This window comes from Nostoc sp. 'Lobaria pulmonaria (5183) cyanobiont' (assembly GCF_002949795.1).
Classification (GTDB): domain Bacteria; phylum Cyanobacteriota; class Cyanobacteriia; order Cyanobacteriales; family Nostocaceae; genus Nostoc.
The window spans coordinates 6316277-6338797 of sequence record NZ_CP026692.1; the positions used below are offsets into that span (position 1 = coordinate 6316277).

Annotated in this window: 28 protein-coding genes; 9 read left to right on the top strand and 19 right to left on the bottom strand. The window is 42.1% G+C overall.

Translation table 11 applies throughout. The annotated features are described in order from the left end of the window. Positions 1–58: 58 nt before the first annotated feature. The gene (locus tag NLP_RS27985) at positions 59–1417 is read right to left on the bottom strand and encodes an APC family permease (RefSeq protein WP_104909172.1); all 1359 of its coding nucleotides are present in this window, start codon (positions 1415–1417) and stop codon (positions 59–61) included. Positions 1418–2031: 614 nt separating this feature from the next. Continuing rightward, positions 2032–2253: a hypothetical protein gene (locus NLP_RS36255; RefSeq protein WP_104909173.1), complete on the bottom strand. Its 222-nt coding sequence runs from the start codon at positions 2251–2253 to the stop codon at positions 2032–2034. A gap of 973 nt (positions 2254–3226) precedes the next feature. Here NLP_RS36255 and NLP_RS27995 point away from each other — a divergent pair. After that, complete coding sequence (locus tag NLP_RS27995) at positions 3227–3943, top strand: pirin family protein (RefSeq protein ID WP_104909174.1); 717 nt, start codon at positions 3227–3229, stop codon at positions 3941–3943. Positions 3944–4118: 175 nt separating this feature from the next. Here the strand turns inward: NLP_RS27995 and NLP_RS28000 are convergent, their stop codons facing one another. Further along, a complete protein-coding gene (locus NLP_RS28000; protein ID WP_104909175.1) occupies positions 4119–5039 on the bottom strand; it encodes a helix-turn-helix domain-containing protein in 921 nt (306 codons plus the stop codon). Between the two features lie 12 nt (positions 5040–5051). Continuing rightward, a complete protein-coding gene (locus NLP_RS28005) occupies positions 5052–5948 on the bottom strand; it encodes an NmrA family NAD(P)-binding protein (RefSeq protein ID WP_104909176.1) in 897 nt (298 codons plus the stop codon). Positions 5949–6355: 407 nt separating this feature from the next. Here NLP_RS28005 and NLP_RS28010 point away from each other — a divergent pair, with 407 nt between their 5' ends. The 3 genes from NLP_RS28010 (at position 6356) to NLP_RS28020 (ending at position 8466) form a co-directional block, all read left to right on the top strand. Next, on the top strand, positions 6356–6622 hold the full coding sequence (locus tag NLP_RS28010) for a DNA-directed RNA polymerase II (RefSeq protein ID WP_104909177.1): 267 nt from the start codon (positions 6356–6358) through the stop codon (positions 6620–6622). A 262-nt stretch (positions 6623–6884) separates the two neighbouring features. Further along, positions 6885–7589 (top strand): mobilization protein, encoded by a 705-nt coding sequence (locus NLP_RS28015; RefSeq protein ID WP_104910072.1) that lies wholly within the window; start codon positions 6885–6887, stop codon positions 7587–7589. Positions 7590–7743: 154 nt separating this feature from the next. Then, the gene (locus tag NLP_RS28020; protein WP_104909178.1) at positions 7744–8466 is read left to right on the top strand and encodes a class I SAM-dependent methyltransferase; all 723 of its coding nucleotides are present in this window, start codon (positions 7744–7746) and stop codon (positions 8464–8466) included. A gap of 8 nt (positions 8467–8474) precedes the next feature. Here NLP_RS28020 and NLP_RS28025 read toward each other — a convergent pair whose 3' ends face one another. The 3 genes from NLP_RS28025 to NLP_RS28035 form a co-directional block, all read right to left on the bottom strand. After that, a complete protein-coding gene (locus NLP_RS28025) occupies positions 8475–9032 on the bottom strand; it encodes a YidH family protein (protein WP_325034700.1) in 558 nt (185 codons plus the stop codon). Between the two features lie 374 nt (positions 9033–9406). Beyond that, positions 9407–10111, bottom strand: coding sequence for a hypothetical protein (locus NLP_RS28030; protein WP_325034701.1), 705 nt, complete (start codon positions 10109–10111; stop codon positions 9407–9409). A 13-nt stretch (positions 10112–10124) separates the two neighbouring features. Beyond that, entirely contained in the window at positions 10125–10835 is a 711-nt protein-coding gene (locus NLP_RS28035; RefSeq protein ID WP_104909180.1) for a cadmium resistance transporter, read from the bottom strand. 225 nt (positions 10836–11060) lie between these two features. On the opposite strand from NLP_RS28035, the gene NLP_RS28040 reads away from it, so the two are divergent. Next, positions 11061–12044, top strand: coding sequence for a LysR substrate-binding domain-containing protein (locus tag NLP_RS28040; protein ID WP_104909181.1), 984 nt, complete (start codon positions 11061–11063; stop codon positions 12042–12044). A gap of 87 nt (positions 12045–12131) precedes the next feature. Here the strand turns inward: NLP_RS28040 and NLP_RS28045 are convergent, their stop codons facing one another. The 5 genes from NLP_RS28045 to NLP_RS28065 form a co-directional block, all read right to left on the bottom strand. Next, positions 12132–12500 (bottom strand): pentapeptide repeat-containing protein, encoded by a 369-nt coding sequence (locus NLP_RS28045; protein WP_104909182.1) that lies wholly within the window; start codon positions 12498–12500, stop codon positions 12132–12134. Continuing rightward, positions 12490–12804, bottom strand: coding sequence for a hypothetical protein (locus NLP_RS28050; RefSeq protein WP_199784890.1), 315 nt, complete (start codon positions 12802–12804; stop codon positions 12490–12492). Before NLP_RS28050 ends, NLP_RS28045 begins: the two co-directional genes overlap by 11 nt. A 224-nt stretch (positions 12805–13028) precedes the next feature. After that, positions 13029–13559: a hypothetical protein gene (locus NLP_RS28055; RefSeq protein WP_199784711.1), complete on the bottom strand. Its 531-nt coding sequence runs from the start codon at positions 13557–13559 to the stop codon at positions 13029–13031. Between the two features lie 67 nt (positions 13560–13626). Further along, positions 13627–13797: a hypothetical protein gene (locus tag NLP_RS36260; protein WP_442946681.1), complete on the bottom strand. Its 171-nt coding sequence runs from the start codon at positions 13795–13797 to the stop codon at positions 13627–13629. Between the two features lie 47 nt (positions 13798–13844). Next, the gene (locus NLP_RS28065; RefSeq protein WP_104909183.1) at positions 13845–14030 is read right to left on the bottom strand and encodes a hypothetical protein; all 186 of its coding nucleotides are present in this window, start codon (positions 14028–14030) and stop codon (positions 13845–13847) included. A 227-nt stretch (positions 14031–14257) separates the two neighbouring features. On the opposite strand from NLP_RS28065, the gene NLP_RS28070 reads away from it, so the two are divergent. Next, positions 14258–14797: a diguanylate cyclase gene (locus NLP_RS28070; protein WP_442946635.1), complete on the top strand. Its 540-nt coding sequence runs from the start codon at positions 14258–14260 to the stop codon at positions 14795–14797. A gap of 76 nt (positions 14798–14873) precedes the next feature. Here the strand turns inward: NLP_RS28070 and aat are convergent, their stop codons facing one another. Beyond that, positions 14874–15449 (bottom strand): leucyl/phenylalanyl-tRNA--protein transferase, encoded by a 576-nt coding sequence (aat, locus tag NLP_RS28075; protein ID WP_104909184.1) that lies wholly within the window; start codon positions 15447–15449, stop codon positions 14874–14876. A 103-nt stretch (positions 15450–15552) separates the two neighbouring features. Between aat and NLP_RS28080 the strand changes: the two genes are divergently transcribed. Further along, on the top strand, positions 15553–15882 hold the full coding sequence (locus tag NLP_RS28080) for a hypothetical protein (RefSeq protein ID WP_012410384.1): 330 nt from the start codon (positions 15553–15555) through the stop codon (positions 15880–15882). A gap of 68 nt (positions 15883–15950) precedes the next feature. Here NLP_RS28080 and rpsN read toward each other — a convergent pair whose 3' ends face one another. The 6 genes from rpsN to NLP_RS28110 form a co-directional block, all read right to left on the bottom strand. After that, entirely contained in the window at positions 15951–16253 is a 303-nt protein-coding gene (rpsN, locus tag NLP_RS28085; protein ID WP_104909185.1) for a 30S ribosomal protein S14, read from the bottom strand. 37 nt (positions 16254–16290) lie between these two features. Then, on the bottom strand, positions 16291–17019 hold the full coding sequence (gene nth / locus NLP_RS28090; RefSeq protein WP_104909186.1) for an endonuclease III: 729 nt from the start codon (positions 17017–17019) through the stop codon (positions 16291–16293). After that, a complete protein-coding gene (gene rseP, locus NLP_RS28095) occupies positions 16995–18095 on the bottom strand; it encodes an RIP metalloprotease RseP (protein ID WP_104909187.1) in 1101 nt (366 codons plus the stop codon). Before rseP ends, nth begins: the two co-directional genes overlap by 25 nt. 105 nt (positions 18096–18200) lie before the next feature. Next, positions 18201–19481 (bottom strand): serine--tRNA ligase, encoded by a 1281-nt coding sequence (serS, locus tag NLP_RS28100; protein WP_104909188.1) that lies wholly within the window; start codon positions 19479–19481, stop codon positions 18201–18203. Between the two features lie 193 nt (positions 19482–19674). Next, positions 19675–19995, bottom strand: coding sequence for a hypothetical protein (locus NLP_RS28105; protein ID WP_104909189.1), 321 nt, complete (start codon positions 19993–19995; stop codon positions 19675–19677). 317 nt (positions 19996–20312) lie between these two features. Then, positions 20313–20891 carry a DUF3611 family protein gene (locus NLP_RS28110; RefSeq protein WP_104909190.1) on the bottom strand — a complete coding sequence of 193 codons (579 nt, stop codon included), beginning with the start codon at positions 20889–20891 and terminating at the stop codon, positions 20313–20315. Between the two features lie 656 nt (positions 20892–21547). On the opposite strand from NLP_RS28110, the gene NLP_RS28115 reads away from it, so the two are divergent. Beyond that, positions 21548–21895 (top strand): PadR family transcriptional regulator, encoded by a 348-nt coding sequence (locus tag NLP_RS28115; protein ID WP_104909191.1) that lies wholly within the window; start codon positions 21548–21550, stop codon positions 21893–21895. A 52-nt stretch (positions 21896–21947) separates the two neighbouring features. Continuing rightward, complete coding sequence (locus NLP_RS28120) at positions 21948–22478, top strand: cofactor assembly of complex C subunit B (protein ID WP_104909192.1); 531 nt, start codon at positions 21948–21950, stop codon at positions 22476–22478. Positions 22479–22521 lie beyond the last annotated feature (43 nt).

A 22521-nucleotide genomic window follows, 5' to 3' on the forward strand; every position in this document is an offset into this window, starting at 1 on the left:
TCATAGAATTTTGAATTGCTTATTGTGTGAGGTTTAGGTTGCACAATCCAAAATTGTATTAAGTCCTACGTTGACGGTAGTTATTCCAGAACAACAGGGGAATACCTGCTGCCACCACTAAAATACCTGCGATTGCTCCCACACCTGTATAAACCAAGCTGGAGTACAGCAAGTAAGCGCAGACAGCGCAAAACAGTAATGGAGTGAAAGGATAAAATGGCACACGGAAAGGGCGAACTATGTGGGGTTCGCGGATGCGCAATACCAGCAGTGATATGCCGGAAAGCAGGAAGAAAAACCAAAAGATCGGGGCAGTGTAATCCACCATTGTTTCAAAGCCTTTGCGGGTGAGCGTGCCTAAAAAAACCAATACTAAGGCGATCGCTGCTTGCAAGAATAAAGCATAGGTAGGACTGCTAGGACGTTGTTGCCAGCGTCCCATAAAACCAAATAGCGAAAAATCCTGCCCCAGTGCGTAATTGGTGCGAGCTCCAGTAAAGATTGTGGCGTTAGTTGCTCCCAAAGTAGCGATCGCAATCAGCACACTGATAAACAAAGCTCCCGATTCACCCCAAAGAGAGCGCATTAAATCTGCGGCTACTGCTTCTGACTGTGCCATGTTTGCTAATCCCAGTCCCCGCAGGTAAGCCAGATTGATTAGCAGATAAATGGCAGTGATGATACCAATACTCCACATTAGCGATCGCACAATATTACGTCGTCCATCTTGAATTTCTGCGGCGATATAAGCCGCCTCATTCCAGCCACCGTAAGATAGGAACACGAACACCATTGCTAGTCCCCAGGTTCCTGATGATGTAGATTCTACAGGAGTGGCAGAATTAGGAATGGCAGTAAGCCCAATAATGACTACCAGCAACAAACCTAGAACTTTCGCAGCACTCAGCAAGTTTTGTGTCCACTTACCCTGTTGCAAACCAATGATGTTCAAAACAGTTAAAAGGGCGATCGCTATGGCTGCATATATAGAAGACGAAAACGTGCCTAGCCGCCATATCTGAGAAACATAATCGCCAAAAACAAATGCCAAAAGAGCAATGGAACCAGTTTGAATCACTGTCATCCGCGCCCAGGCAAATAAAAAGGCGACTCCCCGCCCGAATGCACGTTTCAAATAATAGTAGACACCACCAACATCGGGATAGACAGTGGCCAACTCTGCATAGCACAGTGCTCCTACCAGAGATACCACACCACCCATTAGCCAAAAAAGCAGTACAGCAATATTGCTACCTGCCTGACTGGCCACTAGAGCCGGAGTTTCAAAAATTCCCGCTCCGATGACAACACCGACAATTAGAGCTACTGCGTCTGGTAATGTCAGGGATGGTTTGGGTGTTGTTACTTCAGTTGATATTGTCTGAGCGAGCAAATTGTAGTTTTTACGTCTACTCACATTACTCCTTATTAGTGTTGAGTTGGGACTTTTGGCTTTGTTTTAGGCGTTGCATAAATGCGGGATGATTTGGCGGTTGAAACCATTGAAAATTCGTTCCAGATTGGGCGAAATCACCCCATAATTTTGCAACGCCTTGTTTTACAGTCTTTGTTCAACAGAGGAATCATCTATGTACTCCAGATTTAGGAACTCACAATTCAATAAGACCTTAAATCACTGTTTTACCTGTACTTCTATGGTTAACAATAAATGTGATCGAAAAGTGACACTCACCAGTGATACAGAATATTTCAAGTTGGTAAGGTACACAAGCTAAGTCTGTTACCCAGGTATAAAGCGTGTCTTACTCCTAAATTTTGAATTCTGCTGTATGTCTTCAAACTGTAATATCCATCTGACCACATTAAGATTAACCTCCCTGCGTAGTTTGCCGCCGTAGGCATCGCTCTAAATTCTCTTGCTAGACAACATCATTCTGCAAATAGGGTAAAACGTCTTCCACTAGTGAGATTTATTGTTATCTAAAGAATGATTGACTCATAAGGGGTAATCGTGCGTTGTTTGATTGAAAAGCTGGTACTGCTACGCGTAATTTTTATACCGCAAACGTTTCATTGATTTAAAATGGATGCTTTATTTACACCCTGCTGTACTACAGACAGCGATCGCTCCATAGTTTCGATTAAGTAGGAATGCACCAGTACTTTGAGTTTTGCTCCTAATCGATACCGAACCAATGCATAAACCGTTCCATACTCGATATCAAGTCCATATTCTTTTTTCAACCACTCAACTATCGCACCGTAGCGACTAAACCCTTTTACTGTTTCCAATTCAAGTTTGAGAGATAGACACTAAAAAACCCCTTGAGTGCTTATTTCAAGGGATAATTGATGATTGAATGATAAGGTTTATTTATCTCTATCTTGAAGTAGCTTTCTCATCTCTTCCATTTGTTCTTGTTGTTGGCGTAACTGTTCCTCTAGCTGTTCCATCCTGAATTGTTGTTGTACCTGCTGATTAGTGATAGCTGGTAGATGTGGGTTAGTTTTCCCCGCGAAAATAGCTACATTTTGGTAGTGTTTGTTAGATATGTCTACCTTGTGCCCACACTATTCACTAACTATCTTTTCATCAATCCCTAAGTCGTAAACAGCATGGATAATAAACGTGTACCGCGTGTTGTAGGGCGGTAAATACTTTGTGAGTTTGCCTTGTTGAATCAATGTCGGAACAATGCCGATAAATAGATTTTTTTACTTACTCTTCTTTCCCTTTCATGCGGCGCCAAAAGTAACTTCAATTGATGCTCAAGGTGTGGAATTAAGTTTTATAGTAACTGATACATAAGCATTATAGGGTAAACCGTACTTCTCATTTTATATGTATATACTTTACTATTTAAATAGTTACAAATTAGGTCTAATCAATCAGAACTAAGACTTACGCCAAATTGTGAAAAAACTAACTGCATTCGCGTTAACGTCTTCTCTTGGGAGAAGAACGCAAAGAACACGTTCGCGCAGCGTCTTGCAGAGAAGGCAAGAGGGTTTCAGAGAGTTATTGCGTAAGTCCTAAGAATTTTGAAGAAGAATTCAAAAGTCAGAATTCAGGAGTCAGAATAAATCAGTGGGGGATTCAGACCCGCCACTGATTGTAGACCACCAAATCGTAAATGTGGTGGGGGTCTTCAATCCATTTATTTATCCACCAGTTGCACAGAATTCAATTCTGAATTCTGGCTCCTGACTCCTGAATTCTGTTCTGATAAATTATTCTAAAAACAATTAACAACGAGGTAGATTTATGTCTCAAAATACAATTACCCACTTAATTCACGATCGCAATGCCCGTGGTCACGTTCAAACAGGCTGGCTCGATAGTTATCACACATTTTCCTTCGGTAGTTTTTACGATCCCAACCGCATGGGATTTCGCTCTCTGCGAGTAATTAACGAAGATCGCGTTGCCCCTGGTGCTGGATTCCCTACCCACGGTCATCGTGACATGGAAATCCTCACCTATATCTTAGAAGGTGCTGGAGAGCATAAAGATAGCTTGGGTACTGGCTCAGTGATTCGCCCTGGTGATGCCCAGATTATGAGCGCTGGAACTGGAATCAGCCACAGTGAATTTAATCCTTCGCCAACTGAACCACTACACTTGCTGCAAATCTGGATTCTTCCCGATCAACAAGGGTTAGCACCAAGATATGAACAAAAAACTTTTCCTCTAGAAGAAAAGCGTGGCAAACTTCGCTTGATTGCTGCTAAAGATGGGCGTGATGGTGCTGTGACAATTCACCAAGATGTTGATTTATACACATCTGTTTTAGAGGATGGTGATGTTGTTAATTATCAAGTCAAACCCGATCGCTATGCCTGGTTACAAATAGCGCAAGGCATAGTTGACTTAAATGGTGAAGAACTCAGAGCCGGTGATGGTGTACAAATCAACGGCGAAGAACAGCTAGAAATTAGCACCAACATCGGCGGCGAAATCTTGCTTTTCGATTTAGGCTAATATTGCAGCCAAAAGGGCAGTAAGAAACCGCATCTAAACAAACAAAACCTGCTTTTGCAGGTTAAAACAAGGGGCTTAAGCCCCTTGTTTTGTCTTATATCATATCTGCATAATTATACCAATTTGAAAAAAGAATGCGACAATACTAGAACTTACGCATTGTCAAAAAACTAGTCTAACTAAACGAGTTTCTAAATTTTAGTGGCGAGACGCTTGTCTTATTCTTAAATAATTTATTAAACGACTGCGGATGTTCAAAACCGAGCCGATACGCGATTTCGCTGACTGAAAGCGATGTTGTGGATAACGCTTCTTTGGCTTTTTCGATTAATTTATTGTGGATATGCTGTTGGGCGTTTTGTCCCGTCAGCGTTCTTAACATATCGCTTAAATAATTCGGCGATACGTTTAATTTATCGGCAATATACTTGACGGTTGGAATTCCCGATTGTAATTCATTTTGTCTGTCAAAATACTCGTTTAATAAATCCTCCAGTTTCACCAGCAAATCACTACTCGCTTTTTTACGGGTGATAAATTGCCGATGATAAAATCTGTTTGAATAATTAAGCAGTAATTCAAGTTGTGAAACAATTACATCCTGACTAAAGTTATCAATATTGGAACGATATTCCTGCTCCATATTTTCGATAATATCGTTTATGATTGCTTCTTCTTTTTCCGAGAGGTGCAAAGCTTCATTGACCGAATAGTTGAAATACTGATATCGCTTGATCGTTTTGGCTAGCGATGTATTCCATAAAAAGTCGGGATGGATTAGTAGTGACCATCCCCTACGCTTTGATGCTGCATCTTTATCAATCTCCACTCCGAAAACCTGACCAGGCGACATAAAAAACATTACGCCTTCATCAAAATCATACTCCTGCTGACCGTATTTATATTTAGTGTTCGGTGTTCTTTTGAGCGCGATTGCGTAGAAATCAAAGACAAGATTTATTAATTCTTGGGGAGGCACATATTTAATGGATTCTAAATTAATCACGCTGATTAAAGGATGCTCAGGTTTAGGAAGCTCCAGCATCCGATGATATTCGGTGATCGTTTTAAATCTACGCGGTTGTGTGTTTGTCATATCGAAATGTAATTATTGCTGGTTGTAAGCAACCGCGAAATCTTTCGCAAAATTTTTCAGCTTTACTTTACCCAATATTGGTCTATGGCGGAAATAGTCTTCATACAATCTGCCTCCACGCCTAGCGGCATTCATTTCCACAAAACCCTGTGCAGTTTGCGGGTTCATTCCTGATTCCAATAGACCATTTAAAAATTGTTCGTCAGAAATTTCCAGCCATTTGAGATCGGAATTTCCGATGGCTTCGCCCAGAATTTCGGCGATTTCGTTTGGCGAAACTTCATCGCTTGCAATATAACGAATTTCTTTACCATTAAAAGGTTTTTCAATTTCTTCGGCAATCACGGCAGCAATATCTAAAGGGGAGACCCACGGTTCTTTTTCATCGCCGCGATAGTTGCCGACAATCGCGCCTTGTGATTTGATGGTTTGGATAAAGGTATACATGTAAGTGTAAAAACCGACTGGGCGCACAAATTTAATAAAGACCTCTTCCGGCAGCTCTGTTAAAATATTTTCGACATTGTAATGAAACCGGAGCAAGCCAACTCCTTTGTCAGCACCGATGCTGCTCAGATGCACGACACGTTTTACACCCGATTGTTCAATGGCTTGTTTGTAGTTTTTGCCAATCTCGGTGATAGCCGCGATAACATCAACATTCGGGTCGAAGAAAGCATCGGGGGCAAGCGATTCCATCACATAAACGACATCTGCGCCTTTAAAAGTCGCTGATAGAAAGCCAGCGTCTTCCATTGTGCCAATGGCAGCTTTTGCGCCTAGAGCTTCAATATCTTTGTGCCTTTCGGCTTTGCTGCTGATAACTGTCACCTGATGCCCATTTTTCACTAACTCTTGTGTCAGTGGTTTACTAATATTTCCTAAAGAACCTGTCACTATAACTTTCATAAATATTTACTCACAAACTATTTCTAAATTAAAATTTGAATTTCTCTATTTATGGTAAGTAATTTTTTATCTTTAAAGTTAGCCGAATTATCGGTAATTGTATCCAAAATGTGGAATTTTGCTGCTTAACTAATTAGATAAGTAAATTATCTGTTTTTCACGCCTCTGGTAAATAGCGTTCGCTTGTTTTTGTCTCTATTATTGGTATGCACTTCTTGTCTATCTTGTCAATGCGTAAGTTCTGAATAGTTGCAATCATGGCGATGCCTGCGGTGGTCACTGAGCTTTGTCGTACCACTTCCCTGCGGGACGCTACGCGAACGTAGAAGCAAGCTAGCAAGAGCGTCTCGTAGAGAAGTGCGGGCTACGGCAACGCATTTGTTGATTTAGCGAACGCATTTGTTGATTTGGCGAACGCATTTGTTGATTTGGCGATCGCATTTGTTGATTTAGCGATCGCATTTGTTGATTTGGCGATCGCATTTGTTGATTTGGCGAACGCATTTGTTGATTTAGCGATCGCATTTGTTGATTTAGCGATCGCATTTGTTGATTTAGCGATCGCATTTGTTGATTTAGCGATCGCATTTGTTGATTTGGCGATCGCATTTGTTGATTTAGCGAACGCATTTGTTGATTTGGCGATCGCATTTGTTGATTTGGCGTGGACATAACGCACTCTACTGGCGTGTCATTACTCAAATGTTGCAATAAATTTTCTTGTGGGATGGGTGTCCTCACCTGTCCGGGCGGAACCGGACATGATATTAGTCTGCGCAGACGGACTTTACCTGTGTAAAATGAGACTGTTGGAATATATCCAAATCACGGTTATACTTTCTCATAAAACCACCAAAATACTTGGGGGTAATGGCCAAAAAGTTCTTAGTTTGGGAAAGATGTATCAGACTTTAATAACTATTAGAGGTGGCTGTAATGCCGACGATTCATTTTGTGGATGGTGAAAAAGGCGGGGTAGGAAAGTCTCTCTTTGCCAGGACAATGATTCAGTATTGTCTGGATAAGAGAATCCCATTTGTACCAGTAGAGACAGATAGATCGAATCCAGATGTTGCAGGGATATATAAGGAGATATGTAAATATGCTGTGTTTAGTGAGAACGAACGACAGGCAAATAAGGCAGATAGAATATTTGAGTGGGCGATAGATAAGCCAGTAATTGTGAATTTAGCAGCACAATCGCATAGAGCAGTACAAGAGTGGATTGAATCTAATCAATTACTTGAGCTAGGAAGTTCGCAGGGAGTTCTGTTTTGCAAATGGTTTGTATCGACTGGAGGATACGACAGCATCAACTTGTTTGCTCAGTCAGTGAATACTTATGGTGAGAAAATTCCTCATATTCTGGTGAGGAATTTAGGGCTGTGTGATGATTGGGAGCATTTAGAGTCAGACTCTAACTATCAGAACATAGTAAATAAATATCAGATAAAAGTTATAGATTTTCCGAAGTTAGCATACAGAGAAAGAAACATAATTGACCAAAATCGCCTGACTTTTGCAGAGGCTAGAGAGTATAAAGAATTTGGGATAATTGGGAAACAGAGAATAGTGAATTTTCTGAAGCTTGCTTATGGTGCTTTTGAGAAAGTAGGTATCTGGTATGAAAAAGTTGAATAGTAGTCATTAGTCATTGGTCATTGGTCATTAGTACCAATGACTTCGGACAAACCTTAGCAGGAGATTGGATGGGGGTGCAATGGCGTACCCGCCCGCCGTAGCGATCGCTTTGCAAATTTGACTACAATCCTTAAAAAGAGTAGCAAAAACTTAAATGTCTAAAAAGCCCGATTCGCAGTTCCAAAATCTCTTTAGTTCACCCAAATCAACCAACTGGGACGAAAGATTAGCTCAAATAGCCTATCGCTTTAACCGAGAATATCAACGCGAAACCTTTGAACTCCCAGCAGAAGTACAGGCGATGCCGATATTCCGGGAGTGGATTGGGGGGAGTTTCTCAGGGAGAATTGCTTCCCCTTTTTGGGAAATTGCTAAACCTCAAAAAAACCAACACTGCATAGATATTGGCTGTGGGATCAGTTTTTTAATCTATCCTTGGCGGGATTGGCAAGCATTTTTTCATGGGCAAGAAATCAGTAATGTGGCACGCGATACACTGAATTCTCGCGGACCACAGTTGAATTCTAAGCTGTTCAAAGGTGTTGAGTTGGGAGCAGCTCATCAGTTAAACTACGCATCAGAGCAGTTTGATATTGCGATCGCCACAGGATTTAGCTGCTATTTTCCCCTCGAATATTGGGATGCTGTACTAGCAGAAGTCAAGCGGGTGTTAAAACCAGGCGGACATTTTGTGTTTGACATTCTCAATCCAGAACAGCCTTTAGCGGAAGATTGGGCAGTTCTGGAAACCTATTTAGGGGCTGAGGTGTTTTTAGAGCCTTTGGCTAAGTGGGAAAAAACGATTAAGACCGCTGGTGCTAAAGTCGTAACCCATAAATCAGGGGAATTATTCGAGTTGTATAAGGTGCGATTTTAAAAATCTTATTACTCAGGGATAACTAGACTTGATGGATCTAAAGAAGTTGTAAAAACAAAATAAATTACCCCAGCGCCGAGAATCATCACAGCGAGACTGAACAGTAACACCCATCGGTCTGTTGGTTCGTAAGTATCTTCTTCGATATCACGACGGACAGCAAAATAGTGTCCTGTTGAGAGCCACACCGTGATTAAACCCACCAGTGAGAAGACTAAACCTAACTTCCAGCCGTTACCAGGACGAGGTATCAAAGGTACTTGGAAGGCACGCAAACGCACGATGACGACACCAAAACCTAAAAGAGCGATCCCTGTCCGCATCCAAGCGAGGTAGGTACGCTCATTTGCCAAGTGATCTCGAATTCTGGAAGGATTCAGTCGTCCTGGCTTTTTTTTATCTTTATCTTCTTCTGTGGGTTTCAATTTTAACTGCATCAATAACACCCTTATCCCCAAAGCGGCTTTTGTCAAAAAAATGCGGAGGTAGTAGGAAATTTCTTTCCAGAGAACTTGCACCCAGCGCAATAGTTGCGCTATTGAAATATGCCTATTGTGATTGTACATTTTTTTCAAAATTTATTTTAATGCAGATATTGAAATAAAACAAGCCTGACCGAATAATTCGGAATTTGTAATTGATGTTATGGAGTAACTGTAAGTAATAAGGGTTCATAAATAAAACAGCCAATTTCAGAGAGATTTTCACCAGTGTTTGTCCTGTTTTTTCTCTGAAATTGGCTGTTACCCTGTTGAAATTGAGAACAATCTATAAACAGTTATCAGTCTAAATTTCTTACTATAAGCCTAGTACCGCAAGGCGGAAGTCAAAAGTCAAAAGTCAAAAGTCACGCATAATTGTATTCCAAGCTCTTGCGCCATTTGAAATGGTATGTTTATTTACGCCAAGCTGTACTAGTAACTGTTTAGCTTTCAATGATTTAAGACTTCATGGTAGGCGCATTGGGAACCCGTGTATCTATTATAGTCTGTGATACATTTGGGATAAACCAGTTAACCTCGTTAGCTTTGACAATTTGAGCATTAGGAATGTTGATTTCAATTGCAGCAGTATCTGAATTAGTCTTAATCGCTAACTTACTGCCATCAGGTATCTTAATAGCTACTGCCTCTGGAAATTCTTGAGCTTGTCCGTCAGTGGTTAAACCTGTAATTGTGGCATCATTTGGCAGATAGAAGCCATCACAATCCCAGTTATTTTTAGTGGACTGACCATCAGCTAGAAAATATAGACCGTTCTCGTACATAGCATCGTCATCCTCTTCCTCATTTGGTCTTTTGCCATATACTGCTATGGTGTTACCTGTTTTGTTTTCGCATTGACCCCAATTGATTCCTGTCTCTAAAGCATATTTTTGGAATGTTAACTCATCGATTTTCTGCTGAATTCTCTCTGGTGTGACACCTTCTACTTGAGTTTGGGCTTCTTTTGCTTGAGTCAGTTTATCAAGCGTTTTCGTGACTTCGATATAATCAGGGTTTTTGCTAAATTTTGGTTTATCAGCAAAAGAAGGTTGAGCAAAGGCGAAATTAGTGACAATCATTAAGATAATTAGCAGAGATTTCCAGATTTTCATGTTTTGATTCCTGTTGATAGGTAAGATATTTTGCTGTTGGGAATTCATAATGCACTTCTTTTTAGACAATTAGTTTTTCTTGTTCTTCACTCAACGGTTGAGTATTGAAACCCAAAATTAATGAGAATATATAACTAGAAATTACGGATAGAAGAGTCCAAGTAACATTTTCTGTGACAATAAACACGCCCAAACCAATCAAGATACAAGGTACAAAAGTCTTGCCATTTTCAGTTAAAAAGTTTGCGATCGCAGGTAAATAGGTTAACTTGTAAGCGGTATAACACCATACACCGACTAAGGTAAAAAATACACTTAGTATTACCAGCAGACTATCTAATTCTGAGTTGGCAAACAGGGGTACATAGACACTGATATTATCACTACCATTGGCAAAGGCGATCGCAGCGACATTGCAAGTTTGCGGAGAGAGAAAACTGCTAACTATAGAGGGACAAGACGGCTCAGTTTCTTCTTTGGCTTCCTCAGATGAATTCTCTTCGCGTTTTAGTAAACTGCTCATCCCAATGATTATTGGCATAAAACCAAGTAGTCTAATCCAGTCCTGCGGTATGATTAGTCCACCTAAGAAACCAGGAAGGCTAGCAACGATCAATGCTGCAAAACCGAGATACTGACCAGCAAAGATGTGACGACTACGAAACGTTGTACTTATTTGTGAAAAAAGCAACGTCAGAATGACAATATCATCAATGTTGGTGGCAGTGAATGCGGTAATCCCTGTGGTAATTGCAGTTACTAAATCGTTCATTTATGGATGTCCTTATGTTCATGCTTGGGAATTGGGCATGGGGCATTGGTTGTTCTCCCTCTGCTTCCCCTGCTTCTTCCGCTCTCTACTTAGCCGTTTGATTCCGTGCCGAAGCTTTGATTTATACTTTAGTCAAACTAACCGATAGAATCAAATGCTTTTATTTGTCAGAATGATAAATGAAAGTGATTAAAATTTTGACACCAAGTCTTAGGGATACGATAAATGGCAGGAATGACGCTTGAGCAGCTAAAAATCTTTCTAGCTGTGGCGCAGAACTTACACTTTACTCGCGCAGCAGAGGAGCTTTATATTACACAACCTGCTGTCAGTGCAGCAATCCACAACCTAGAGCAAGAATATGGAGTGAAACTATTCCATCGAATTGGTCGCCATATCGAGATTGCTGAAGCGGGTAAATTACTGCAAGTGGAAGCGCAAAAAATTCTCGATCAAGTTTCCTTGACAGAAAGGGGATTGCGAGAATTGAACAATCTGCAACGAGGTGAATTGAAATTAGGGTCAAGTCTGACAATTGGTAACTACTGGCTACCAAGTAAGATTAGTGAGTTTAAGAGCCAATATCCTGGTATCCAGATTGACTGTACCCTTGCCAATGCAGAAACGATTTGTGTCGGTACAGCGATGGGACAGTTTGATTTAGGTTTGGTAGAAGGAGATGTGAAGCCAGCACTTCAGAATACTTTGGAGTACGAAATAGTGGCGAGCGATCGCTTGCAAATTGTCGTCGGTCAAAAACACCCTTGGTTTGAGTGGGGAGAAATTGATTTAAGCCAACTAACTCAAACTCCTTGGGTGATGCGGGTGCGAGAATCTGGAACACAGCAAAGGTTTGAGGAAGCGTTGCAAAATTGGGGGATCAACCTCAGCGAACTGAATGTAATTTTAGTGTTTACCAGTGGTGAGATGGCAAAAGCCGCGATTGAAAATGGCGTAGGCGCAACTGGAATTTCTGAGTTGATGGTAAAAAAAGAAATCCAGTTGGGGACTTTGCGGGCAATTCGAGTTATTGATAATAGAGAAAGTAACGGTGCGATGCCTACGGCAGGCTACGCCTACGCAGAAATAGTTCGACCTTTTTTCAAAATCAAGCATCGTCAGCGTTTTCAAACTGCTCTTTCCAAAGTCTTTGAACAAATGTTGATATCGTCTATGTTGGATGGTTCACATCATTTATCAGCTATTTAAAGGAGACTGGGCATTGGGCATTGGGTACAAGAGGCAGAGAGACAAAGGGGAAAAACTTACTGCAATTGCTCCCTGCTCTCCTGCTCTCTACACCTTCCGCATATTTCTACTGATAGGGTCAAAACCTTTAGAAAACCGCGTACTTTCATCGTAGTAAGCGCCAGTCAGATTCGCTCCATACAACTTGGCATAATTAAGTTTTGCTCCCCGGAGATTTGCTTCATTCAGATTGACACCGCTCAAATTAGCTCTGGTCAAATTCGCTTTAGCTAAATTAGTTCTACTCAAATCTGCTCCCCAGAGTTTAGCTTTAGCTAGGTTAGCTCCACTCAAGTCAGATCCCCATAAATTAATTCCAGGCAAATCGGCTCCAATCAGCTTGTCCTTACTCAAGTTGACGGCTGGAAAATATCTTTCTCCTGCGGCAAAACGCCTTTTTAATTCTTCAGCATTCATGCGTCACGTTGACCTTCTTTAGCAATACAGAAGTTATTTGTTCCCATTCCTGGCTTAGTTCTCCGGAAAATTCTGGCTGACCACTGCGTTGATACCAGAAATGGGCATTTTTCAAATCGCCTTCTTTGCGGTGCAGATAAGCATGAACCCAGGCACTGTCAGCATCACTGGCATTTGCAATTATTTCATGAGCCTTGCTCCAATCACCTTTGTTGTCATACCACATTGCTTGTAGCCCTTTTGGTAGTGTCTGAGGACATGGGGGCTGCTTTTCGATCAATCGCAGGAATTCCTCTGTATTCACGATCGCCACCTAACAAGAATCAAACTTCTATCTCTAAGATACTCCTCAGTTTCAGGGGAAGATGGGATTAGGGACTGAGGAAAATAAGAGAGCAGGGGAGCAGAGGAGACAAGGGGGACAAGGGGGACAAAAGGGAATTATTGAACAAGTCTCTCCCTTGTCTCCCCCCTCTTCTTCGTCTACCTTGTCTCTTCTCCATGCCCAATGCCCAATACCCTTCATCTCTACTTAACTGGAATAACTTCAAACTGGAAAGTACCGATCAAACGGTCATTAATATAGACTTCTATTCTATGCTTACCAACTGGATCGCCAGGGGCGATTGTCCAAAAATTTTCAATTACACCTTCTGGAGACGACTGTGTACGCCGTGTTACAGATGTCTTGCCGTCTGCTGATATTGAGAAATCTTCACCATTATCTGTACCCCAAGTTTCTGGAGGTTTTGGTAAATACAAGACTTCACGCCATTTCACTTCACCTTGGTAGTTTTTGAGTTTAATCCGCCATCCGTAGGTGTTTCCTTCCTGAAGTGGCACTCTTGTTGTCTGGAAAATGGTAACGTTTCCTTTGGAATCAACTCTCTTCAGACCAAACTCGGTGTTACTGACAGTAATCTGTTTTGCATTCGTTGGCGCCGGAGATGATATGGCATTTTCTACCAAAACAGAAGTAGCGTTGATTGGCTCAGAACTGATGATCCCAGATATTAGCCAAAAAGCAGCTAGCACAGCAGTAGTAGTCCAAATTCTCATTAGTATGGTTTTCCTGTCAGACTTTTGGTACTTATTCAAGTAATCTGCCATGTTTTCCGGGTCAAGGTTAGCGATGGTTAGACAAAGACGAAATTGCTTTGAGAAATTTGGCGGATTTAATCAACCCACTGACTTTGGTCAACATCCAATCTAAAATCAGTAAATCATAGTCTTTGCGAAAGGCAAACCATTGCGCCGTCCTTTCTCCATCTGCGTAGGCGTAGCCCGCCGTAGGCATCGTATTTACCAACTCAGTACTGGGTGCTGAGTGGTAAGTATTTTTTATTATTTAAGCACTTTGGTACTATGGTAAATGCCCCGCAAGAAAGTGGGTGGAATCTTATAATCTGGAGAAGGTTGATACCCCGACGCCACCTGCTTTATGCCGGGAAACCCGTCCACCGCAGTGGCTCCCGCTTGTGGGCGGTCTTTTAACTCAGCACTCGGAACTCGGAACTCAGCACTTTTCATTGCATAGCCATTCTTCACCGTCTTACTCTACGAGACACTTCACGAACAAGACAGTGTGGCATGGATATAGTATCCTAAATCTTGAATTCTGAATTCTGACTCCTTCTTTAAAACGGGATTTTTACCATCCATTAGGCAATTCTTGCTGGTATCACTTTGTCGCAGTCAAACTAGATGATGGTTTTGCGATTACCATACGCGACATCACTGGACGAAAACAAATTGAATTGGCTCTCCAAGATGCAAATCAGAAACTAGAACAACTGGCAAATTTAGATGGCTTGACTCAGGTGGCTAACCGTCGTTGCTTTGATACACGACTGCAAGTAGAATGGAGACGCCTTGCACGAGAACAACAACCTCTATCACTGATTATGTTTGACGTTGATAAATTCAAACTTTACAACGATTACTATGGTCATCTTGCAGGCGATGATTGTCTAATGAGGATAGCGCAAACAGTGCAACAGACAATTCATCGTCCTGCCGATTTAGTGGCGCGTTATGGTGGAGAAGAATTTTTGGTACTCTTGCCCAATACTGACTTAGCGGGAGCGATTAAAGTAGGGCAAAGTATTCAGCAAGCAATTCATGCTCTGGCTATTCCCCATGTACAGTCTGATGTCAAGAATATCATCACTGTTAGTTTAGGAATTACCTCTCGCATACCCATTTGGAACATCAGGTCAGATATACTCATTGCCTCAGCAGATAAAGCACTGTACCATGCCAAACAAAATGGGCGCGATCGCTATTGTAATGATTAAAACATTTTTTATAGCACTACCTTCATTCCCGGCACTACTACATCAGTAACAATCACATCCGGCTTTTCTGGCAAAATTATACTAAGTTATAAGTACGTTGCAACGCTTGCTGAAGTAAAAATTGATATTCTTTATCTCCAACCCGATAAGCACCAAATCTTTCCAAATGGGGATTCATCATTTGGGCATCAAAAAACACAAATTTTCTCTGACGCAATCTTTCTACCAACTTTACCATCGCCACCTTTGAGCCTTCCGGGATGCGGTAAAACATCGACTCGCCAATAAAAGCCCCACCAATCACAATCCCTAAAATTCCCCCAGCTAGTTCGTCACCTTGCCAAGTTTCAAAACTATATGCATAACCACTCTGGTAAAGCAGCCAGTAAATCTTTTTTAATTCCGGTGAAATCCAGGTTGTCTCTCTGTCAGCACAGCCAGCCACAACAGCCTGAAAGTCTCGATTAATCGCCACAGTAAACTGCTCTTGATTCAGAACGCGCTGCAAAGACTTAGGGTAGCGAAACCTCTCATCCAAAGGAATTAAAGTCCGATCGCGACTTCCGTACCAACTCAGGCGATCGCGCTCATCAGCCATGAGAAAATACCCTTGTGCATAGCCCTCAACAATAGCGGCGATATCATATTGCATAAATAAATATAAAAAAACACTCTTAGAAACGCAATTTGATGCTACAAAATCAACCTCAGCGTTCCTCTGCGTTTCCCTCCGCGTCCCTCTGCGTTTAAAAAAGATGACTCAACCAATTCCACCCATCACCCTACCACCGCCTGAAAATCCGTTGCTCGAAGGTGAATGGTTACGAGAACGCTTACAACGGTGGCTAGATACAGAATTTATCCCCGAAGCAGTCAACCAAAATATTGCCCAACGAGCCGCACAGATTTTTGTGCGTCAACGGATGGAAGGAGAAAATGACCTTGGTTCTCTGGTAATTGCCATTGTCACAGAGATGCAGTCCTATGATTTTTCCAATAGCTTCTACGGAGAGTTTGCGATCGCCAACGCCGTCAGCGATCTACTCTTAGAAAGTCTGGGAATTGATAAGTGCTGTGGTCAATAATTTTGTCATTTGTCCTTTGTCATTTGTCCTTTGTTCTTTACCAATGACTAATGACTAATGACTCTTGACTACCAACTAGACTTAACGACTCCAGGTAAAAGACCTTCATGCGCCCATTCTCGCAGTACGTTCCGAGACAACCCAAAATCGCGGTAAACACCTCTAGAACGACCAGTCAACCAGCAACGGTTGCGGTGGCGGGTGGGCGCACTATTCCGGGGTAGCTGTTGAATCTTCCGGTGGATTTCTAGCTTATCCAAAGGAGATGCTGCACTTCTGAACTCTTCTAAGAGAGCTTCTCGCTTGTCAGCATACTTTTCGATCAACTTGGTGCGCTTTTTCTCGCGCTCAATCAAGCTCTTTTTTGCCATATATTCTCTAACTTATTTAAAGACACCGTTTTCCATTCTACAGTCTCTCCATCAATTCTGGGGTTACTTGTGTCGCTTGCCCTACAATCACTGGCTTATTTGCAGCAGGACATAAATCGGCAAGCTCACAAGTAATGCAGACGGGAGAGCGCGCTTTACAAATAGCACGACCGTGATAAATCAGCCGAATTGACCAATTTTCCCAATCAGACTGAGGCAATAAACCCATTAAATCTTGCTCAATCCGAACCGGGTCTTTTGCTTCAGTTAAACCCAAACGTTCGCACAGGCGTTTGACGTGAGTATCTACCGTCACGCCAACATTAATGCCATAACCATGACCCAAGACGACATTTGCTGTCTTGCGCGCCACACCTGGAAGCTTTAATAATTGCTCCATTTGGTTGGGGACAACAGAGTTAAACTCAGTGACAATCATCCGACAGGCGGCTTGAATGTTCTTGGCTTTATTGCGATAAAATCCGGTTGAACGCACCAAGTTTTCTAATTCTACTAAGTCAGCGATCGCTAAACTCTCAGCATCAGGAAACCGAGCAAATAAAGCTGGTGTCACCTTATTTACTCGCTCATCAGTACACTGAGCAGAGAGAATCGTTGCCACCAACAATTGTACGGGTGTTGAGTAGTTCAAAGAGCAGGTAGCATCTGGATAAAGACGCTTCAGACGAGCTAAAATTTCTATCGCCCGTTGCTTTTTAGATAAGGATTTGCGGGTAATGCTCACTGGAACAATTTTTGTACCCATTCCAATTGGCTAGTTAATTGGGTAGTTTCTTTGACGATCAGAAAAATTCCTAAGCCTAAGAGTAACACCAAACCGGTTTGCATTACACCTTCTTGAATCCGGGCAGGTACAGGCTTACCGCGTAAACCTTCAATCAACAGAAAAGCGAGTTGTCCGCCATCTAAAGCTGGTAAAGGCAAAATATTGATAATAGCCAAATTAATGCTGATAATTGCCGCAAAAGACAACAGATTTACGCTATTGTCCTCAGCTAATTTTGCACCGATTTTGACAATATTAACTGGCCCAGAAACTTGTCCAGCAGTTTGTTGAAAGTTGGTAATTAACTGCCCAAAACCGCTGAGTGTCCCAACAAATAATTGTTGAAATCTGTTAGCAGCAATGCCGAAAATTTCAAAAGGACTATTAGGACGGCGATAAATTGCTGTAGCATTTGGACTGAGTGCCACACCAACAACGCCTTTGCCATCGGCTCCCAGTTTTGGTGTTAATTTCAGGGTTTGTTGTTGATTTTCACGCAGAATTTTCAGTTCGATTTGCTGATTGGGATGAGTTTGAATTTCTTTAGTCAGCAAAGGAGTTGATTTATCAGAAGCCGGGAGCTCTTGACCGTTAACAGCCAGAATAATATCTCCTTCCCGAATTCCTGCTTGATAGGCAACAGATTCCTGATTAACAGGCTGTACGGCGACACCAGCTTTATAGGTTAATTCCTTGGGAATGCCGACAATACCCAATTGCAGAGCCAACACCAAGTAGGCAAATATTAAATTGGCGATTACCCCGGCACTGATAACTATCGCCCGGTCTAAAACTGGACGGTTACGCAGCAGATTTGGGTCATTGGGTGGAACATCGCTATCTGGGTCATCATCGGGAAAGCCCACAAAGCCGCCCAAGGGAAAAGCGCGGACAGCATATTCGGTTTGTGAACCTTGGTACTTCAAAAGAACTGGGCCAAAACCCAAAGAAAAACGGTTAACGAGAATGCCTTGAGAACGTGCTGCAACAAAATGTCCCAACTCGTGTACCAAGATCAAAACAGCCAAGACTGCGATCGCTGCTAAAACTGACATAGAGTAAATTAGTGAAGATATTAAGCTATAGTTATCTCCATTCTAATTGGGCATTGGGAATGGGGGCTGCCTCACCGCACTGGCTCACCAATGACCAATGACAAATTACAAAACTTCACGCCCCAAGTAAGGTTGCAACACTTCTGGTATCTTCACCATCCCATCAGGTTGTTGATAATTCTCCAAAATTGCTGCCATCGTCCTTCCCACTGCCAAACCCGAACCATTTAGAGTGTGTACGAACTGAGTTCCTTTCTTCCCCGCCTCTTTGAAACGAATATCAGCCCGTCGTGCCTGGAAATCTATAGTATTGGAACAGCTAGAAATTTCACGGTATTTGCCAGAAGAGGGCAACCAAACCTCTAAATCATAAGTTTTGGTAGAGGCAAATCCCAAATCTCCAGTACTTAAATTTACTACTCTGTAAGGCAACTGCAACGCCTGTAAAATTGCTTCTGCATTCCCCACCAATTTCTCCAGTTCATCAAAAGACGTACTGGGTTCGACAAACTTCACCATTTCCACCTTGTTAAATTGATGGAGACGAATTAATCCCCGCATATCGCGCCCATAACTACCAGCTTCGCGGCGAAAACAGGGAGTAAAGGCACAGTGGTAAATAGGCAAATCTTCAGCAGCGAGAATTTCACCCCGGTAGAGATTTGTAACTGGAACTTCCGCCGTCGGAATCAGCCATAAGTCATCATCAGCGCATTTAAAGCTTTCTTCCGCAAACTTGGGTAATTGACCGGTCGCCGTCAAAGACTCGGTATTTACTAACAGTGGCGGACTAACTTCCACATATCCAGCTTGAGTATGGAGAGTCAGCATAAATTGAATTAATGCCCTCTCCAATGCCGCACCAGCGCCTATCAATGTCACAAAGCGACTTTGGGCAACTTTTACAGCTCGTTCAACATTGAGAATACCCAGCTTTTCGCCAATTTCCCAGTGAGGGAGAATATTCGGGTTTTGGGGAATGTACTCATCACCCCAATGCCGCACCTCTACGTTATCTTCCTCATTCTTACCAAGGGGTGTAGAGTCGCTTGGCAAGTTGGGAAGCGCCAACATAAGTTGAGTAATTTCAGCTTTGAGGTCTTTTTCTTGGGGTTCCAGTTGACTCAACGTAGCTTTGAGAGAGTTACCTTCATCCCGCAAAGCTTGAATTTCTGGATCTTGAGGATTGATCCCAGATTTAATCTTCTGGCCGACAATTTTACCAATTTCGTTGCTCCGGGCTTGAAGTTGACTACGCCTCCCTTCAAGTTCCCGTTGTTGCCGATCTAACAGTAATATCGGTTCGATGTCGTATTTACCACTACGACTATTCAATCGTTCTTGAACTAATTGCGGATTTTCCCGTATTTGCTTAATATCCAGCACAGATTTTTCTCAGTTTTTAGCCTAAAATCTTCCTGTCAATACAGTTAACACATAAGCATTTAGCATATAGTAATTTTGCTTTGCTGTAACTGCAAAAATAAAGTTTATTAGAAAAATCAGTCTCAATCTCTGAGCAAGATTTTACCCTAGCATCACTGCCAGGGCTAAGAAACCATATAATGCATTAAACCAATCATGAATTCGTATTTTGAGTCACTGTCGTTTCAGAAACCTGAGCAAGACTCTGATCGTTACCATTATTGTTATCAACGGCTGCAAACGTCCTTTGAGTGATATTCGGTGGTTCCTTATCGTCTCTAGTTTGTCCAGGTGAAGGTAACCAGTATGCAAGCACACCTGATAAACCACCCCAGTAAAGCGCAATATTCTTATCGTCCTCTGCTGGCGAGCCAAGCTTGAAAATACACAGCCCCAATACGATGCTACTAAAGAAAACCTGTACGCCAAATCTCCATACGTCTTGATTAAATTTCTGTGCTGGTTGATTTCTCATGATGTCAGACTTCTAAAAAAGGTACATATTATCCCTGTGCTAGTTTTGGCATCACCTACTACTACAGCTTGGCAAAATTCCTAATTACGCTCGTACCTTTACAGGGATCTTGTTACGCGCAGCGTGCCGCTTTCCTGACTCGCTAACGTAATTTGTAATTCCTATACCGCAAGCGTTCCATTGATTTGAATTACGCAGTGCTGTACTAATAAGATGTTTTTCAAGGATTATGTAGTTGTCTTCACACCCAGTTTTGTCCGTTTCGGAAAAATTATGATTAACTTCTTTAGACTTTTGAAAACTCAGCACTCATAATATTAGGGTCGGTTAATCCGATTGAGCAACCAAAGTGACGCAATAAGCCCTGCAAAGTGGGCTGAGACCGTGTTAGTGTTTGCTTGCACCACAAGCATATCTAGACCGCTAATAATTCGGGTAGGGTCAAAAAATTGGGTAGTTATAGCTTGGGGAGAAATGGATCTTGCTACCAGTGTACCAACGATCGCCTGCGCCCCCAAAAGAGTCACTAGCGTTCCTCCTAAATTCACCCACACCCCTAAGCGTAATACTTGCACAGTCTCGCTTTTCCGAGGACGGTTGCTGGGATTAGAGGATTCCAATTGCTTGCCAATCCTAGTGTAACGGTAAGCTAAATAAATGCCCCCACCCAAAACAACCAGTCCACAAATTGCTAAAAATACACCAAAACCAGTCCCAGGATTATTAGTAGGACTGCCAGATCTTTGATTAAAGATGGCGAACAGCAACACAATTATGCTAGAAACAACGCCTAGTACTAGCTGAATCCAGAAGCTAATCCAACCTATAAGGCGAAAAGTTTGGGCAATTGCCCTAAGAGTTGAGGAAGATGATGGGGCATCGGGAGTTTGTGACATAGCGATCGCCAATATGCTGGGTGCTTGATTAAGGGACGCGAAGACGAGGGGACAAGGGGACACAAAGAGTTCTTTCCCTACCTCTCCCCTCTTTTGTCTTCTTTCCCCTAGTTTTTAGCGCCTTCTTTGATAAATTTACTATCACACTTGCCAAATAAGACAAGAAATTCTGCGATCGTGGAAATCAGAAGTAGTTACTTTAAGTGTGTCTACCGACGTAGCAGCTCGATCCCAGATATATCCCCTAGCTTAAGATTTTAGAATTTGCATTGGGAAAATCACTGTAAAACAAAGTGTTTATTAAGTTTTACAGACAAAATAGCATTTTACCTGTAAAATTTCTTCGATGGCATTTTATTGCTTAAGCAGTTCTAACCAGCTCGGCATCAGTTAACACCAAGATAGTGACTTCCTCACTGTCTGTTCGCTCCTCACCACACCGTATCGAGCTTGAGTGGGGTACATTATTTTGTACTCCTAAAACTCGCCAACTCGCCCCACAACTTCACAGGCGTGGGTAATTGTTTGATGTTTACGCAATGGATATCTAGTCTAAGTAGCTTTATTATGTATTACTCACGTAGTAGTAGCACTGTATACTGGCTACAAGGATTGTAGACTTTACCTTAAGGCATTTTTTTAGCCATTCACTAACCATGAAACTTGAGGATATATATCAATTTTTTGAGAATCCTCCGCCAACTTACCTTTGTCAGGAACTAGCAGTTTGTTACATACTGTCTGTTTTATTACAAGGTGAATCCTACGGAACCGAGTTGATCGAGCAATTAGAAACTGAGTATCCCGTCTATCGGCTTTCAGATACCGTACTTTACAGTGCAATTAAATTTCTGGAAGACCAAAGTGCAATCACTGGATATTGGAAGAAACTCGAAGGACGGGGGCGCCCCAGGCGGATGTACCAAGTTTCTCCCGAATGGCAAGTTCAAGCTCAGGATTTAGCTTTTCAATGGCTTGACTACATCAACAGGAGGAAAAAGTAACGAATAATTGATAATGAATAAGTCTCCTCCAGTCAAACACTAACAATTAGTTATGGATACTGCTATTCTGCCATCTACGTTCCTGCTAACCTTGTTGTTATCGGTTGGGCTGTTTTTCTTTATTCGTGCCTCGACTAAAGATCGTACAGAAATGTCCCAACTAGTCTCTGAGCAAGATGAAGCTGTTTTAATGTCTCAATTAAAAGAGTATTTTCGATCGCGGTCTTACCGAGTGGCAGTGGTAGACCGAGAAAAAAATCAGGTAACTTTTGAAGGTAATGTTCGCCCCAGCTGGTTCTTAGCTATATTTCTGACTTTACTGGCAGCTACTGGGATTGTTTGTCTATCTCTGGTGGCATCCCTGCTTTTTCCTAGCCTCAGTACCCTTGTTCTGGCGATGGTACTGCTGTCGCCTTTAAGTGGTCTATTTTATTGGAAAAAATCTGGAAGACTTGAGAAGGTGTCGCTCAAAGTAGAAACAACTCAGAGCGAACAAACCTCCTCAAGTAAGGTAACTGTAGTTGCCCATCGAGATGAACTCAGTGAGTTGCAGAGGACTCTACAGCTCAAGCCTGGGAAATAATTGTTGATTCTTGCGATCATCTTTTAACTGTGATATGCAGACT

What these genes read in the sequence shown, in the direction of transcription:
- NLP_RS27995 (WP_104909174.1), top strand. Translation starts at nt 3,227, where the DNA reads ATGTCTCAAAATACAATTACCCACTTAATTCACGATCGCAATGCCCGT.
- NLP_RS28000 (WP_104909175.1), bottom strand. Translation starts at nt 5,039, where the DNA reads ATGACAAACACACAACCGCGTAGATTTAAAACGATCACCGAATATCAT.
- NLP_RS28005 (WP_104909176.1), bottom strand. Translation starts at nt 5,948, where the DNA reads ATGAAAGTTATAGTGACAGGTTCTTTAGGAAATATTAGTAAACCACTG.
- NLP_RS28015 (WP_104910072.1), top strand. Translation starts at nt 6,885, where the DNA reads ATGCCGACGATTCATTTTGTGGATGGTGAAAAAGGCGGGGTAGGAAAG.
- NLP_RS28020 (WP_104909178.1), top strand. Translation starts at nt 7,744, where the DNA reads ATGTCTAAAAAGCCCGATTCGCAGTTCCAAAATCTCTTTAGTTCACCC.
- NLP_RS28025 (WP_325034700.1), bottom strand. Translation starts at nt 9,032, where the DNA reads ATGTACAATCACAATAGGCATATTTCAATAGCGCAACTATTGCGCTGG.
- NLP_RS28030 (WP_325034701.1), bottom strand. Translation starts at nt 10,111, where the DNA reads ATGAATTCCCAACAGCAAAATATCTTACCTATCAACAGGAATCAAAAC.
- NLP_RS28035 (WP_104909180.1), bottom strand. Translation starts at nt 10,835, where the DNA reads ATGAACGATTTAGTAACTGCAATTACCACAGGGATTACCGCATTCACT.
- NLP_RS28040 (WP_104909181.1), top strand. Translation starts at nt 11,061, where the DNA reads ATGGCAGGAATGACGCTTGAGCAGCTAAAAATCTTTCTAGCTGTGGCG.
- NLP_RS28045 (WP_104909182.1), bottom strand. Translation starts at nt 12,500, where the DNA reads ATGAATGCTGAAGAATTAAAAAGGCGTTTTGCCGCAGGAGAAAGATAT.
- NLP_RS28055 (WP_199784711.1), bottom strand. Translation starts at nt 13,559, where the DNA reads ATGAGAATTTGGACTACTACTGCTGTGCTAGCTGCTTTTTGGCTAATA.
- NLP_RS36260 (WP_442946681.1), bottom strand. Translation starts at nt 13,797, where the DNA reads ATGCCTACGGCGGGCTACGCCTACGCAGATGGAGAAAGGACGGCGCAA.
- NLP_RS28065 (WP_104909183.1), bottom strand. Translation starts at nt 14,030, where the DNA reads ATGAAAAGTGCTGAGTTCCGAGTTCCGAGTGCTGAGTTAAAAGACCGC.
- aat (WP_104909184.1), bottom strand. Translation starts at nt 15,449, where the DNA reads ATGCAATATGATATCGCCGCTATTGTTGAGGGCTATGCACAAGGGTAT.
- NLP_RS28080 (WP_012410384.1), top strand. Translation starts at nt 15,553, where the DNA reads ATGACTCAACCAATTCCACCCATCACCCTACCACCGCCTGAAAATCCG.
- rpsN (WP_104909185.1), bottom strand. Translation starts at nt 16,253, where the DNA reads ATGGCAAAAAAGAGCTTGATTGAGCGCGAGAAAAAGCGCACCAAGTTG.
- nth (WP_104909186.1), bottom strand. Translation starts at nt 17,019, where the DNA reads ATGGGTACAAAAATTGTTCCAGTGAGCATTACCCGCAAATCCTTATCT.
- rseP (WP_104909187.1), bottom strand. Translation starts at nt 18,095, where the DNA reads ATGTCAGTTTTAGCAGCGATCGCAGTCTTGGCTGTTTTGATCTTGGTA.
- NLP_RS28105 (WP_104909189.1), bottom strand. Translation starts at nt 19,995, where the DNA reads ATGAGAAATCAACCAGCACAGAAATTTAATCAAGACGTATGGAGATTT.
- NLP_RS28110 (WP_104909190.1), bottom strand. Translation starts at nt 20,891, where the DNA reads ATGTCACAAACTCCCGATGCCCCATCATCTTCCTCAACTCTTAGGGCA.
- NLP_RS28115 (WP_104909191.1), top strand. Translation starts at nt 21,548, where the DNA reads ATGAAACTTGAGGATATATATCAATTTTTTGAGAATCCTCCGCCAACT.
- NLP_RS28120 (WP_104909192.1), top strand. Translation starts at nt 21,948, where the DNA reads ATGGATACTGCTATTCTGCCATCTACGTTCCTGCTAACCTTGTTGTTA.